Origin of the sequence: Microbacterium sp. Leaf161 (assembly GCF_001423645.1) — a bacterium.
Lineage (GTDB): Bacteria > Actinomycetota > Actinomycetes > Actinomycetales > Microbacteriaceae > Microbacterium > Microbacterium forte.
In genome coordinates this window covers 36,583-51,662 of the sequence record NZ_LMOW01000002.1, presented here as the reverse complement: position 1 = coordinate 51,662, position 15,080 = coordinate 36,583, and the positions used below count along the sequence as shown (strand labels likewise).

The window sequence follows — 15,080 nt, the reverse complement described above, 5'->3', positions numbered from 1 at the left end:
ACACACCGGAGTGCGATGACCGACACACTGCGCCTCACCTGGGACGCCCCCGCCACCCAGTGGGAGGAGGCGACTCCACTCGGCAACGGCCGCATCGGCGCCATGTCATTCGGCGGGCCGGGCGGTCGCTATCAGCTCAACGACTCGACGATCTGGTCGGGGACACCCGACGGCCCCGCGCGCGCACTGCAGAACGTGCGCGCGAAGGGCGCCGGCCCCGAACGTCTCGCGGCGGTTCGCGAGGCACTCAGCGCCGGTGACGTGCGCATCGCCGAGGACCTCCTCATGGCCTTCGAGGGTCCCTACTCCCAGGAGTTCCTGCCCCTCGCCGACCTGCACGTCCGCGTGCACGAAGCCGATGAGGATGCCGACCTGTCCGCTCCGTGCCGCGTCCTCGATCTCGACTCGGCGACGCTCACCGAGACACTCCGGACCCCGAACGGGGACGTCATCCGTCGATCCTGGATCTCGGCTCCGGCACAGGTCCTGATCATCGAGCTCACCTCGACCGTCGAGTTCGCGGCGACCATCGAGCTGTCCACGCCCCTGCGCGGTCGCATCGTCGATGCGCACGATGCGCACGACGCCCTCGTCCTCGACGTCCAGGCGCCGATCGACGGCGCTCCGCTGCACGAGGACTCGGTCGATCCCCTGCGCTGCACCGATGACGACACCGAGTTCGATGCCTATGCGGCCGTCGCCGTGTCGCTCGACTCGGACGGCGAGGTGCGTCGAACCGGCGATCACCTCATCGTCCGCCATGCCCGCCGCCTGCTGATCGCCCTGTCCACATCGTCGCGCGCCGGTTTGTGGTGGGCCGACGCCGACGGGGACTGGCGGACCGCCTCTCGGGAGGCGATCCGGGATCGCGCACGAGCGAGAGCGGAGACCGCGGCTCAGCGCGACGTCTCCGCCCTCTTCGCCGAGCACGTCGCCGACCGGCGACGCATCACTCGGGCGCGATTCGCGATCGGCAGTCGGCGTGAGGGCGAGTGGAGCGTCGACCGCGATGTCCTTCACGGCTCCGACCCTCTGCTGCGCGCGACCGTCGCCGCCGAGTTCGGGATGTACCTCCTCGCCTCCAGCTCTCGCGCAGGCAGCCCCGCCGCGAACCTGCAGGGCATCTGGAACGACCAGCTGCAGCCCGCCTGGTCGTCGAACTACACGATCAACATCAACACCGAGATGAACTACTGGGCGGCTCCGATGCTGCTCGACCCCGATGCGCTCGAGCCGCTCCTCTCGCTCGTCGAGCTGCTCGCACGCACGGGCACCGACACCGCGCGCGAGCTCTACGGGGCGCGCGGGTGGGTCGCCCACCACAACAGCGACGTCTGGGGCTGGAGCCTGCCCGTGGGCGACGGCCACGGCGCCGCGAGCTGGGCGATCTGGATGATGGGCGGAGTATGGCTCACCCACAATCTGTGGGACGCGTACGAGTTCGGCGGAGACACCGAGCTGCTGCGCGCACGGATCTGGCCGCTGATGCGCGGTGCGGTGGAATTCTGTCTCGACTGGCTCGTGCCGGGTGCCGACGGCCACCTGGGCGCCTCCCCCTCGACTGCGCCCGAGAACTCCTACGTCGCCGCCGACGGCCGGCCGACTCCCCTCGGCCTGACCGCGACCTCGGACCTCAGCCTCATCGGCTCGCTGTTCGAGCGCGCACTCGTCGCGATCGATGCGCTCGGCCTCGACGATGCGCTCGAAGCCGAGGTGAGAGAGGCGCTCGCAGCTCTCGCACCTCTGCAGATCGGCTCAGACGGGCGCCTGCTCGAATGGTCCGCGGAGGTCGAAGAGCACGAACCTCTGCATCGGCACCTCTCCCCCGTCGTCGGGCTGTTCCCCCTCGACCTGGTGACACCCGAGCGCACCCCCGAGCTGTTCGACGCCTCCGTGCGGCTGATCGACGCCCGCGGTCCCGGCGCGATGGGCTGGTCGTGGGCCTGGAAGGTGGCACTGCGCGCCCGAGCACGGCAGGGCGAGGTCGCCGCCTCGCTGCTCGAGGAGGCACTCACCCCGTTCGACGGCGACGCCACCCGGCACGGCCCGGTCGACGGGTCGGAGTGGGGCGGCCTTCTGCCCAACCTGTTCAGCACGCATCCGCCGTTCCAGATCGACGGCAACCTCGGCTTTCCTGCCGCGATCGCCGAGATGCTCGTGCAGAGCCACGGCGGCACGGTCCGCCTGCTTCCCGCGCTCCCCCTCTCGTGGGATCACGGAGACGTCCAGGGCATGGCTGTGCGCCCCGGCCTCGTGCTCGACATCGCCTGGGTGGGCGGGCGGGTGACCTCCGGCATCCTCCGCAATCCCGGTGACCACGACAGGCACGTCACCGTCTCGGATGACGACCGGGTGGCGGAGATCCTGGTGCCCGCCGGCGGGCAGGTCGACCTCGCGCGTCACGGTTTCGGCTCTGTCGAGGCAGACGAGGCGGAGTCCCGTGCACGGTGAGACGCGTCTCATCGACGCGCCCACCACTCAGACCGAGCCCGAGGATTTCGACGTCTTCTGGGCGGACACGATCGAGAAGACCCGCAGCCGTCCCCTCGATCTCACCGTCACCGCGCACCCCACGCGCCTCACGCAGATCGATGTGTTCGACGTGTCGTTCCGAGGATTCGGCGGAACACCCATCCGCGCCTGGCTGCGCGTGCCGCACGGCGCCGCAGGACCACTTCCGGGGCTGGTGCAGTTCTTCGGCTACGGCAACGGCCGTGGCCACGCACTGCGCGATCTGCGATGGGCATCGGCCGGCTACGCCCACCTCGTCGTCGACGCCCGCGGCCAGGGGCACGGCGACACCGACGACGACCACGCCGACGGCGGCCCCTCGGCCGGCGGTTTCCTCACCCGCGGCATCCGCTCGCGCGAGGAGTACTACTACCGCCGGGTCTATGCGGATGCCGTGCGAGCCGTCGACGCCCTCCGCGCCATCGACCTCGTCGACGCCGAACGAGTCGGTGCAGTCGGGGCGAGCCAGGGCGGGGGGATCGCGCTCGCGATCGCCGGCCTCGTGCCGGACCTTGCCGCCGTGATCGTGCAGGCCCCGTTCCTCTGCGAGCTCGACCGGGCGGCGGTGCTGAGCCCCGAGCATCCGTACGCGCTGCTCACGCAGTACTTCGCCGACCGTCGCAATGACACCCCGGCCGCTCTCGAGACTCTTCGGTATTTCGACGGCATCACCCATGCGAAGCGCGCGAACGCCCCGGCGCTGCTCAGCACGGGACTCCTCGACGGCATCGCACCACCCGACACGGTGCTTCCCGCGTTCACCGCATACGGCGGCCCCAAGACCGTGGTGCTCTGGCCGTACAACGGACACGAAGCCGGCGGAGACCTCGACGAGGAGAACGCGCTGGAGTTCGCAGCCGAGCATCTCGGTGCGCGCGCGCCCGACCGCCTCGCGGCGGATTCGCTACGATAGCCGACACGACCCGAAGGACCCGATGGACCACGACACCGTAGCGCGTACCACCCTGATCCGCTCGGCGTCCGACGCGGGATCCCGGGTCTTCGAGACGATCCTGACGCGCAGCCCCATCAGCAGGATCGACATCGCCCGCCAGACCGGACTGTCCCAGGCCGCCGTCACGAAGGCCGTCGCCCCGCTCGTCGCCGCCGGCCTCGTCGATGCACCGCCGGCCTCGCACCGCGACGGCACCCCCGGGCGGCCCGTGAGCCCGGTGTCCATCGTCCTCGAGGCGATGGTCATGATCGGCGTCAAGGTCAACGTCGACGAGGTCATCGCCGTCGCCACGGACCTCGCGACCACCGTGCTGGCCAGCGAGCGGCGCGCCCTCCCCGCCGACGATCCCGGCACCGTGATCGAGACGATCTCCGAGATCGTCGATGCCCTCGAGACCCAGCTCGGGGCGAGCGCCTCGGCGATCGCCGGCATCGGCGTCGCCGTCTCGGGCGACGTCGACAGCTCCACCGGCATCGTGCGCGAGTCGAACATCATGGGCTGGGCCGATGTGTCGCTCGGAGACCTCCTGCAGGAGCGCCTTCCCTGGCCCGTCACCGTGGAGAACGACGTCCATGCCCTGACGATCGGCGAGCACTGGTTCGGAGTCGGTCTCGGCACCGCATCCTTCGCCATCGTCACGATCGGACGCGGCATCGGCAGCGGCCTGCACCTCAACGGCGAGGTCGTCAGCGGCGCGTTCGGCGTCGCGGGTGAGATCGGCCACCTGCCGCTCGCCGACCCGTCTCTCGTCTGCCCGTGCGGCCGCCGCGGCTGCGTCGAGGCGGCCGCATCGACGGGCGCGATCGAGTCAGCCGTATCGGCCGCCCTCGGACGCCCGATCGCCATCGATGAGGCCGTGGCCCTCGCCCATGCGGGCGACCCTGACGCCGATGCCGCGTTCCGAGAAGCCGCCCGCCTCATCGGCACGGCGATCGCCACCCTCGTGAACCTCACCGGCCCTGAGGTCGTCATCATCGGCGGAGAGGGCGTCTCCGACTTCGATCTCTTCGAGAAGACGCTGCACGATGCGTTCGACGCGCACGCGTTCGGCGCTGCGGCGCGCTGCCGCATCCTGACCCGGCCCCACACGTTCGAGGACTGGGCGCGAGGCGCATCCGCCGCCGCCATCCAGTCGCTCGTGCGCTGACCGTCGGCCACAGCTCTTCGACCGGAGGGAGCGGATGCCGTCGGCATCCGCTCCCTCCGCTGCGCATCCGCTCCTGCGACGGCCAGACGCAGAAGTGCGCGAGACGGATGATCCGTCCCGCGCACCTCATGGTCGATCAGAGTGCGTCGTAGGCCGCCTGCAGCAGCTCCAGGTAGCGTGCGAGTCCGAGCCCCTCGATGTCGGCGACGTAGGCGTCCCACGCGGCGTCGTCTGCGATGTCGCGCTGTCCGGTGACGAACTCCGCCTGCGCCTGCGTGATGTAGGTGGCGATGTTCGTCTGCAGCTCCGCGAGCTCGGCAGAGGTCTCGAGGTCGGGCCACAGCTTCTCGACCGGGAAGAGCACGCTCTCGTCGGGTGCGAACGGCTCGTACTCCTGCGTCGCATAGAGCAGACGTCGCTCGTAGCCGTCCGGCGTGTAGATGTCCTCAGGCACCACCTGCGCGTTGCGGAACTCGAGCGAGTCCCAGTACTGCGACATCGAACGCCACGCGGCATTGGAGGTCTCGTCGTAGGTGACGGGACGGAAGGTCGGCTCGAGCTCCGGGTCGAGCGCGAGATCGCCCTCTTCAGCCGGCACCCAGGCCTCGCCCTCGGGCCCCATGGACGCGCGGATCTGCCCCTCGTCCGTGGCGAGGTAGTCGAGCAGCTTGATCGCCTCGATGCGCTCCTCCTCGGTCGACTTGTTCGTGAGGGCGAAGGTCCCCACCGGGTTCACGGGCGATCGCCAGGTGGCGAGCTGCGTGCCGTCCGGTCCTGCGAGGGGTGCCACCGCGTCGTAGTTCTTGTCGCGACCGTCCGGCGAGTCCGCCGAGACGAAGACGTAGGGGTGCAGAGTGACGGCGGAGCCGAGGATCTGCGCATCCGCACTGTCACCGAGCGCCTTCAGCGCGTCGCCGTTCTGAGTGAACGCCGCCGTGTCGAGCAGCCCCTCCTGGGCGAGCGTGGTGATGTACTCGAGCCCTGCGCGCCAGCTGTCCGAGGTGGCGTTCAGCACGACCTCGTCGCCGTCGAGCACGAGCGGCGGCGGACTGGACGGCCCGCCGACGGGTGCATAGGTGAAGGCGTTCATCAGGTAGTTGATGATGGGCTCCGACGCCGATCCGCTCAGCGGCACCTCGTCGGCCGCGCCGTTGCCGTTCGGGTCGCCGTCCTTGAAGGCACGCAGCACCGTGCGCAGCTCCTCGGTGGTGGTCGGCTGCTCGAGTCCCAGCGCGTCAAGCCACGTCGTGTTCATCCAGAGCTTCGACGGGTAGCTGCAGTGGAAGCACTCGCTCCACTGGGTGATGGCGTAGATGTGACCGTCCGGCGCGGTGACCGACTGCTCCCAGTCGGGTTTCTCCTCGAAGCGCTTCTTGAGGTTCGGCGCGTGCTCCTCGATCAGGTCCTCCAAGGGCATGAGCACGCCCTGTTGGCCGTATTTGAGGATCTCGTTGCGTGAGAATCCGTCGACCCACGGCACGAGGAAGTAGGCGTCCGGATAGTCACCGCTGGCGAGAGAGATCTGGCGCTTCTCTCCCGCGACGCTGCCGTCGTAGGTGGTGGTCTGCCAGTCGAAGTCGATGTCGAACTTCTTCTCGACCTCCTGGGTGAAGAGGTTGTCCTTGAGCGAGCCGTTCTCGCCCTGTGGGCCGAATGCGACCAGCTGGCCGTTGTCGTCGCTCGACGGGGTGCAGGCGGCGAGCGCCAGTCCCGTCGCGACGACGGTGACCGCTGCGATCGCCCCTCGTGTGATGCGGTGTGTCATTGCCGGAATCTCCTTTGACCGGTTCAGGTGTGCGGGTGTGTGTGGTGGGTCTGAGTGGGGTCTGATCAGCCTTTGACGGCGCCGACCATGATCCCCTTGCTGAAGTGCTTCGCGACGAACGGGTAGACGATGAGCATCGGGACCGTCGCGATGATCACGGTCGAGTACTTCAGCAGGTCTGCGAGCTCTCTGCGCTCGAGCTGTGCAGCGAGATCGCCACCGCCTCCGCCGTCGTTGAGGATGAGGATGCCTCGGAGCACCAGCTGCAGCGGCTGCAGATCGGCGTCGCGCAGGTAGAGGAGGGCGTCGAAGTACGAGTTCCACTGCATGATGGCGTACATCAGCGCGATGACCGCGAGGAGAGGCTTCGCGAGCGGCAGCACGATGGTCCAGAGGATCCGCAGTTCGCTCGCGCCGTCCAGCTGCGCGGCCTCGTACACCTCGTCGGGGATCGACGTCCGGAAGTAGACCATCGCGATGATCACCTGCCAGACACCGATCGCGTTGGGGAGGAGCATCGACCATCGCGTGTCGAGCAGACCGAGCGACTGCACCACGATGTACATCGGGATGACTCCGCCCGAGAACAGCATCGTGAACACGACGCCTCCGGTGAGCGTCTTGCGGCCGAAGAGGTTGGCCCGCGACAACGGGTAGGCGATGGCGACGGTGCCGGCGACGCTGATGATGGTGCCGGCCACGGTGTAGAACACCGAGTTGCCGAATCCTCGGAGAATCGCCGGGTTGTTGAGCGCCTCCGTGTAGCCGCGGAGCGTGAACTCGACGGGCCAGAACAGCACACGCCCGGATGAGACCGCCTGGGGACTCGAGAACGAGCTGGCGACGATGTTCAGCAGGGGCAGGAGCACGACGAGCAGGAAGACCGTGAGCAGCAGGTAGGCGGCGATCACGAAGACGCGATCCGCGCGGGTCTCTTTGACCTTCACGCCGGAGGTCAGGGGGTCGCGCCGGCGCCGACCGCGTCCTCTGCCGGACGAGACGACGATCTCCTCGGTGAGGAGAGGCTGTTCTCTGATCACAGTGCTCACCACAACCCGCTTCCGGTCACTCGCTTGGATATGCCGTTGACGACGAGCAGCAGCAGCAGGCTGATGACGGCGTTGAAGAGCCCGATGGTGGCTCCGAGGCTGAAGTTCGCATTGAGAATGCCCGTCTTGTAGACGTAGGTCGGGATGATCTCCGAGGTCGAGAGATTGAGCGCGTTCTGCAACAGGAACGCCTTCTCGAATCCGATCGCCATGATGTTGCCGACACCGAGGATCAGGATGATCGTGGCGGTGGGCAGGAGCGAGGGGAGGTCGACGTACCAGATCTTCTGCAGTCGCGAGGCGCCGTCGATCTTCGCGGCCTCATAGAGCGAGGTGTCGACCGAGGCCAGAGCCGCGAGGTAGATGACGGCCGAGTAGCCGGTCGTCGTCCAGATGTCGGTCGCCACGTAGATGTGGCGGAAGAAGTCGGCACTCGCCAGCAGGTCGACCTGTCCCGCACCGAAGAAGCTGAGAGTGCGCCCGAGGATCCCCACTCTCGGTGACAACAGCAGGATCGTCATCGACACGATCACGACCGTCGAGATGAAGTACGGGGCGTAGGTCACGAGCTGCACGGTGCGCGTGAAGAACCGCAGCCTGACCTCGTTCAGCATGATCGCGAGGATGATCGGAAGAGGGAAGCTCGCGATGAGTGTATATACCGCGAGGATGAAGGTGTTGCCGATCAGCTTGGGGAACACCGGGTTGCGGAACAGGGCCGCGAAGTTGTCGAACCCGACCCACGGGCTCCCCCACACCCCATCGATCGGGTTGTAGTTCTTGAACGCGATCACAGCGTTGGCCATCGGCACGTACCGGAACACGATGAACCAGATCACGGGCAGTAACAGCAGCAGGTACAGCTGCCAGTATCGGCGCAGACTGCGGGCGAACCGGGAACGTGCGTCGGTACGTCGAGGAGCCGGCGTCGAGACCTCGACCGGTGGTGCGTGCTCAGCACTGAGCTTCATGATCGCCCTCCCAGGGCAGGGTTACTTTACGTCGTAATAAAATCACGCGCAGCGAAAAAAGTAAACGCCGACTTTTGTGGCGGAGATTTCTGCGGATCGCTTGCACCCCCCTCGCAAACGTGATTTATTGACGTTGTCAAGTAACTACCGGAGGGTCTTATCCCATGACTTCCCGTGCCGACACCGTCGTCGCACTCCGCGCCTCAGGCGTCGCATTCGTTCTCCAGATCGCCGTCCCCATCCCCCGTGTCCTGCACTGGGGCGCAGACCTCGGCGAGTCCACAGCGGCGACGGCATATGCGCTCGCGCTGACCGCCAGCCCCGCTCAGCTCAACAACTCCCCCGACATCCCCCGCTCGTTCTCCGCTCTGCCCACGGAGTACGAGGGCTGGTCAGGAACACCCGCACTGTCCGGACACGCGCAGGGCCGCGCGACGACGCCGCGACCACGGCTCGTTCGGCACGACGCGGTCATCCCGTCAGACGGAGTCGGCGGCCGCATCGCGCTCGAGTTCGAGGACGAGGTCTGCGGCATCCGCACCGAGCTGCGGTATCACCTCGACGCACACGGAGTGCTCGCCGTCGACGCCTCCCTGACCAGGGCCGCAGAACTCAGCCCGCGGATCGGAGACACCGCGTATACGGTCGGCGCGTTCCTCGCCCTGCTTCCCCTTCCCGAACGCGCGACGGAGATCCTGGATTTCACGGGCAAGTGGTGTCGTGAGCGGTCTCCGCAGAGGTCGCCGTTCGGGTTCGGAACACACCTGCGGTCCGCACACCGTGGCAAGCCCGGCCATGACTCTCCCTTCCTCTTCGCGGCCGGCACCGAGGGCTTCGGATTCGGTCACGGCGAGATCTGGGCCGTGCACCTCGCATGGAGCGGCGAGCAGCAGTACCTCGCTGAGCGCCTTCCCGAGGGCGCCGGGGCATTCAGCTCGGTCCTCGGCGCCGGCGAGGACCTGCACCCCGGCGAGATCATCCTCGAGGACGGCGAGCGCTATGACGCGCCGACCGCCCTGTTCGTCTGGTCAGACGACGGCCTCGACGCGATCAGCGATCGACTGCACCGGCGGCTTCGCGCGCGGGACTCGCACCCGCGCGGCCCGCGCCCGTTGGTCCTCAACACCTGGGAGGCCGTCTACTTCGATCACGACCTCGCCCGCCTGACTGCCCTGATCGAGAGGGCTGCAGAGGTGGGCGTCGAGCGCATCGTCCTCGACGACGGCTGGTTCCGCGGCCGACGGGAGGCGGATGCCGGCCTCGGCGACTGGTTCGTCGATGAGGACGTCTGGCCGCAGGGACTCAGCCCGCTGGTCGATGTCGTCCGCGCACACGGCATGCAGTTCGGCCTGTGGTTCGAACCCGAGATGATCAACCTCGACTCCGACCTCGCCCGGTCGCATCCTGACTGGGTCCTCGGGCCCGCCGAAGGGTTCGGGCCCGAATCCCGATCACAGCACGTGCTGGACATCGCCAGGCCCGAGGCATACGACTACCTTCTCGAACGCATCGACGCGCTGGTCCGCGAGCATTCGATCGACTACCTCAAGTGGGACCACAACCGCGACCTCCTCGAGGCGGTGAGTCGCGGCACCGATGGCGATCGTCCGAGTGTGCATCGGCAGACCGAAGCGCTATACCGGCTGCTCGATGAGCTCCGCCTGCGCCACCCGGAGCTCGAGATCGAGACGTGCTCGGGTGGCGGCGGTCGGGTCGACCTCGGAATCCTCGACCGCACCGACCGCGTGTGGGCATCCGACTGCAACGATCCGGTCGAGCGGATCCAGATCGAACGGTGGACGCGCACGATCGTGCCACCCGAACTGATCGGATCTCACCTCGGGGCCGCTCGCTCGCACACCACGGCGCGGACCACCGATCTGTCGTTCCGTCTCGCCACCTCGCTCACGGCTCACGCCGGCATCGAGCAGGACCTCACATCGGTGGACGACGACGAGCTGGCCGCCATCGCCCGCTGGGCCGGCATGTACCGGGAGTTCCGCGACCTGCTGCACAGCGGTCGCGTGGTGAACGCAGACCTCGCCGATCAGGCGACCTCGCTCTCGGGGATAGTCGCCCAAGACGGTTCCGCGGCGCTGTTCACGTGGAGCAGGTTCGCGACCTCGGCGGCGGGTCAGTCGGGTCGAGTGCGCTTCCCCGGGCTCGATGCGCACGCGGCGTACAGCGTCCGGATCCGCGAGGACCTCGGCTCCGCGAGTCGGCACGGGGGCGACCCCGTGTGGGTGACCACCGCTCTGGCGGGCGCGATCGACGTGCCGGGAGTGGTCCTGAGCACTGTGGGGGTTCCTCTCCCGACCCTCAACGCGCAGCAGGCGATGCTCATCGAGATCCGGCGCACCGACAGCTGACACCCCGATTCTTCCTTCCCATCCACACGACAGAGCAGTCGAACGAGAGGAAAGCAATGAAGACCCATCGACAGAGAAGGCGAGCGGCCTCGATCACCGGGGCACTCGCCGCAACCGCACTCGTCCTGAGTCTCGCCCCCGGCGCGACCTGGGCGACCGCGGCGACGCCCACCCCGACGCCTGCGCCGGAAGCGACCCCGGTCTCCACGCCGTCACCACCCGCGGAGGACTCTCCCGAGACGCCGCCCCCGGCGGAGGAATCCCCCGAGACCACGCCCCCGACGGAGGATCCGACGCCGACGGAATCCTCCGAGCCCGCCCCCTCGGCCTCGCCCGATTCCACCCAGGCGCCGCCGGCGAAGGAGGCGGCGAAAGCCACGTCGGACGCCGACGACGGGATCTCCGAGCTGTCCGCGAAGCCCTACATGGGCTGGAGCAGCTACAGCATGCAGGTCTACGAGGGCGGCCAGTGGATCACCGCCGATCAGATCATGGCGCAGTCCGATGCCATGCACGACAAGCTGCAGGACTTCGGCTACGAATACATCAACATCGACGCAGGGTGGAACGGCGGCCAGGACGAGTACGGACGCCCGATACCCAGCACGACGCTGTTCCCCGACGGGCTGGATGCCGTGATCGACCACGTGCACGGCAACGGCCAGAAGGTCGGCCTGTACCTCATCCCCGGCATGAGCCTGGAGACCGCTCAGAAGGCGCTTCCGATCCACAACGCGCCGGGCTGCACCACCGAGAACCTGCTCAAGCAGCCCCTGCAGCAGGGCGACTACTGGGGCTTCGGCTACCGCTTGGATTTCGACAACCCCTGCACGCAGAAGTACATCGACTCGATCGCCGACCTGCTCGGCGAGTGGGGTGTGGACTTCATCAAGTTCGACAGCGTGACGCCCGGATCCGGCATCGGCGACCTCTCGATGGATGCTCGCGAGGAGGTGGCCGCCTGGTCTGAGGCTCTCGAACGCAACGGCATCTGGTTCGAGCTGTCGTGGGCGGTCGACATCAACTACGCCGACTACTGGAAGCAGTACGCCGACGGCTGGCGCATCGACTGGGACGTCGAGTGCTATTGCGGCGACGAGGCGCTGACGACCTGGGAGAACGTCGCGCGTCTGTTCCCGCGGCTCTCCGACTGGTGGCGCCACGCCGGACCCGCCGGATGGAACGACCTCGACTCCCTCAATGTCGGAAACGGCAGGATGGACGGCCTCACCCGCGACGAACGGCGCACGGCGACGACACTGTGGGCGACATCTGCCGCCCCGATGTACCTCGGCAACGACCTCACGAACCTCGACGAGTTCGGCCTCGACCTGATCACCAATCGCGAGGTCATAGCCGTGAATCAGGCGGGTGTCCCCGCGCGACCGGTCTTGACCGGCACGAAGCAGCAGGTCTGGTACGCACTCAACCCCGATGGCACATATACGGTCGCGCTGTACAACCTCGGTCGTGCAGACGCCGACATCACCGTCGACTGGTCTGACATCGGTCTCGACGGATCCGCGAAGATCCGCGACCTCTGGGCCGGCAAGAACCTGGGCACGGAGGCCGACGGCTTCACAGCCGAGAGCGTGCCGATCCATGGTGTGCGTCTGCTGAAGGTGACGCCAGCGAAGCAGGCCGTGCTCACGGTGAACGATGATTCGCTGCGCGTCGGCTACGACGGAGACTGGATCCGCAACGACGGCAACGAAGTCCCGGCGACATCGCAGCCGTTCACCGTCGCCGTGTCCGACACCCCGGGGGGTGGCACGCCCACCCCGCCCGCCACAGGTCTCACGGTGACGCTGAACGACGACGATGCACGCATCGGCTACAGCGGCTCGTGGGGGGACAGCAACAATCGAGGACTCGGCGATCACGGCGACGATGTGCACTACGCAGAGACCAACGGAGCGGCGTTCGAGTACACGTTCCAAGGCACCGGCATCCAATACGTCACCGAGAAGCACGAGTCGCAGGGAGAGGTCGAGATCTACCTCGACGGTCAGCTCGTGGAGACCGTGGACACGTCGCTTCCTGCGGCGGACGGCCGACTCTCGCAGCAGGTCGTCTACGGCGTCGCCGACCTCGCGAGCGGGAGCCACACCCTGCGTGCGGTGAAGAAGTCCGGCTCCTTCATGCTCCTCGACAAGCTGGTCGTCACGCTCGACAGCCAGCTGAGCACGACCTCGGGAGCCTTCAACAAGGCCGCGCCCGCCGATGTCGCCGTCGACGTGCTGCGGGATCCCGGCGAGCTCGCCTCGATCAGCGTCGCCGGCGATGCGCTCGAGCGCGACGTCGACTTCACGCTGTCAGGCAGCACGGTCACGATCCGCTCGTCGTACCTTGCGACGCTTCCCGTCGGCGATACGACCCTGGACTTCGACTTCACGGGAGACCACCTCGATGACGTGCACGCCACCGTGGCTGACGGAGCGTCCGTGGCATTCAGCTTCCGCGGAACCGGCGTCTCGTGGATCGGTCCGAAGGGCCCTGACCAGGGCACGGTCGACGTCTACATCGACGACAAGAAGGTCGAGAGCATCGATACTCACAACGAATCGCGCGTCTCGACCCAGGAGCTGTTCTCCGTCTCGGGTCTGAAAGACAAGGAGCACACGATCAAGATCGTGAAGACGTCGGGAGACGTGCTGCGCACGGACGTGTTCCGGTACACGGTCAAGAAGGTCGGCTGATCACCGCCGGGGCGGGCCTCGCGCCCGCCCCGGCAGCACCGTGCGCCTCTCGGATGTCCGCGCCCGGGTGCATACTCTGCGGCATGGAGATCACACTCGCACAGCCCGCGGGACTCGTCGTGAGCCCCGCATTCAGTCATGTCGCCGTCGTCCCCCCAGGGGCCACGACGATCCACATCGGCGGCCAGAACGGCGTCGACGAGACCGGCGCGCTCGTCTCGGCGGATGCCGCCGAGCAGTCGCTCCGAGCGGTTCAGAACGCCCGCATCGCCCTCGAGTCAGCCGGCGCGAGCCTCGACGACGTCATCAGCTGGACCATCTACATCCATCAGGATGCTGATCTGCGCGCTGCCTACGGCGCCGTCGCATCCACGCTCGCGCGCGACGGCGCCCCTCCCCTGGTGACCGCAGCCCTGGTGGCCGGTCTCGGCGTCCCCGGAGCAGTGATCGAGGTGAGCGCGATCGCCGCTGTCATCCGCGAATGACCTGACCCGGCGTCAGCTGTTCAGATTCTGCCCCGCACCGGCGTCCGCTCGGCCGAGTCGCCGCCCTCCGGCATGGCCATCTCGGCGCGAACACCGAGCAGTCGCACCTCACGGTCGTGGTCGAGCGTGTCACCGAGAGCGAGAGCCGCATCGACGACCTCGGCCCGCTCGGTCGTCGGCTCTGACAGCTTGCGACCGAAGGTCTTCGTCTCGAACGGTGCGTAACGCACCTTGAGGTGCACGCGGACGACCGCGCGCCCCTCGGAGGCGCAGTCGTCGAAGGCCTGCCCGGCCAGATCGACCAGCGCCGACCGCACCTCCGCGGGCGTCGTGAGGTTCTGCTGGAAGGTCGTCTCACGGCTGTGGCTGCGTGCCACCCAGGGGGTGCTGTCGACCACGGCAGGTCCGAGACCCGACCCCAGACCGTGATACCAGACGCCCATCCGGGGACCGAACTCCGCGGTGAGCTGGCCCTCATCGGCCTCAGCCAGCTCACGGACGGTCGTGATGCCGTGGGCTGCGAGTCGCTTCTGCACCTTCGGCCCCACACCCCAGAGCCCCCGCGTGGGCTTGTCTCCCATCACCTCGAACCAGTTGTCGGCGGTCAGCCGGAACACGCCTCGGGGCTTGCCGAACTCGGTGGCGATCTTGGCGCGCACCTTGTTGTCTCCGATACCGACCGAGCAGTGCAGCCCGGTCGCCTCGAGCACCGCGCTCTGAGCGAGGCGCGCGATCCCCTCGGGATCGTCCGTCGTGACGCCGAGGAAGCACTCGTCCCAGCCGATGACCTCGAGCACCACCCCTGGCAGCGCGCGCAGCGTCGACATCACCTCCGTCGACGCCGACTCGTAGGCGTCGTGGTCCACCGGAAGGAAGACAGCGTTCTCGGGGGCCTTGCGCGCCGCGATCCTCAACGGCATCCCGGATCCGATGCCGAACTCGCGCGCCTCGTACGACGCCGTCGACACGACGGCTCGCTCCGTGGGATCCCCCCTGCCGCCGACTATGAGGGGAATCCCCGCGAGCTCGGGTCTGCGCAGCACCTCGACCGCAGCGATGAACTGGTCCATGTCCACGTGCAGAACCCAGTCGCTCATGCATCGAGTGTGGCCCGTGGCACTCGGGAAGT

The 15,080-nt window shown here is 67.8% G+C and carries 10 protein-coding genes; 6 read left to right on the top strand and 4 right to left on the bottom strand.

Annotated elements, in window-relative coordinates; genetic code table 11:
- The first annotated feature begins 15 nt into the window (after nt 1-15).
- The 3 genes from ASF87_RS12930 to ASF87_RS12920 are packed head-to-tail and all read left to right on the top strand — an operon-like array spanning nt 16 to nt 4,613.
- Entirely contained in the window at nt 16-2,451 is a 2,436-nt protein-coding gene (locus ASF87_RS12930; RefSeq protein WP_056376537.1) for a glycosyl hydrolase family 95 catalytic domain-containing protein, read from the top strand.
- Nucleotides 2,441-3,424, top strand: a complete 984-nt coding sequence (locus tag ASF87_RS12925) for an acetylxylan esterase (protein ID WP_056376536.1) — start codon at nt 2,441-2,443, stop codon at nt 3,422-3,424. The genes ASF87_RS12930 and ASF87_RS12925 overlap by 11 nt, the downstream gene beginning before the upstream one ends.
- Nucleotides 3,425-3,446: 22 nt before the next feature.
- Entirely contained in the window at nt 3,447-4,613 is a 1,167-nt protein-coding gene (locus tag ASF87_RS12920) for an ROK family transcriptional regulator (protein ID WP_056376535.1), read from the top strand.
- Nucleotides 4,614-4,749: 136 nt separating this feature from the next.
- Here the strand turns inward: ASF87_RS12920 and ASF87_RS12915 are convergent, their stop codons facing one another.
- From ASF87_RS12915 to ASF87_RS12905, 3 genes are all read right to left on the bottom strand, one after another.
- Nucleotides 4,750-6,378 carry an extracellular solute-binding protein gene (locus ASF87_RS12915; protein ID WP_056376534.1) on the bottom strand — a complete coding sequence of 543 codons (1,629 nt, stop codon included), beginning with the start codon at nt 6,376-6,378 and terminating at the stop codon, nt 4,750-4,752.
- Nucleotides 6,379-6,443: 65 nt separating this feature from the next.
- The gene (locus tag ASF87_RS12910) at nt 6,444-7,427 is read right to left on the bottom strand and encodes a carbohydrate ABC transporter permease (RefSeq protein ID WP_235558959.1); all 984 of its coding nucleotides are present in this window, start codon (nt 7,425-7,427) and stop codon (nt 6,444-6,446) included.
- Nucleotides 7,424-8,398, bottom strand: coding sequence for an ABC transporter permease (locus ASF87_RS12905; protein ID WP_082508913.1), 975 nt, complete (start codon nt 8,396-8,398; stop codon nt 7,424-7,426). The genes ASF87_RS12910 and ASF87_RS12905 overlap by 4 nt, the downstream gene beginning before the upstream one ends.
- A gap of 164 nt (nt 8,399-8,562) precedes the next feature.
- Between ASF87_RS12905 and ASF87_RS12900 the strand changes: the two genes are divergently transcribed.
- The 3 genes from ASF87_RS12900 to ASF87_RS12890 all read left to right on the top strand — a co-directional run bounded on the left by ASF87_RS12900 (nt 8,563) and on the right by ASF87_RS12890 (nt 13,951).
- Nucleotides 8,563-10,767, top strand: a complete 2,205-nt coding sequence (locus ASF87_RS12900; protein ID WP_056376533.1) for an alpha-galactosidase — start codon at nt 8,563-8,565, stop codon at nt 10,765-10,767.
- Between the two features lie 56 nt (nt 10,768-10,823).
- Nucleotides 10,824-13,466: a X2-like carbohydrate binding domain-containing protein gene (locus ASF87_RS12895; protein WP_082508912.1), complete on the top strand. Its 2,643-nt coding sequence runs from the start codon at nt 10,824-10,826 to the stop codon at nt 13,464-13,466.
- Between the two features lie 83 nt (nt 13,467-13,549).
- Nucleotides 13,550-13,951, top strand: a complete 402-nt coding sequence (locus ASF87_RS12890) for a RidA family protein (protein ID WP_042541878.1) — start codon at nt 13,550-13,552, stop codon at nt 13,949-13,951.
- A gap of 20 nt (nt 13,952-13,971) precedes the next feature.
- On the opposite strand, the gene ASF87_RS12885 is transcribed toward ASF87_RS12890, so the two are convergent.
- Nucleotides 13,972-15,048: a DNA polymerase IV gene (locus ASF87_RS12885; protein ID WP_056376532.1), complete on the bottom strand. Its 1,077-nt coding sequence runs from the start codon at nt 15,046-15,048 to the stop codon at nt 13,972-13,974.
- Between the last annotated feature and the right edge of the window lie 32 nt (nt 15,049-15,080).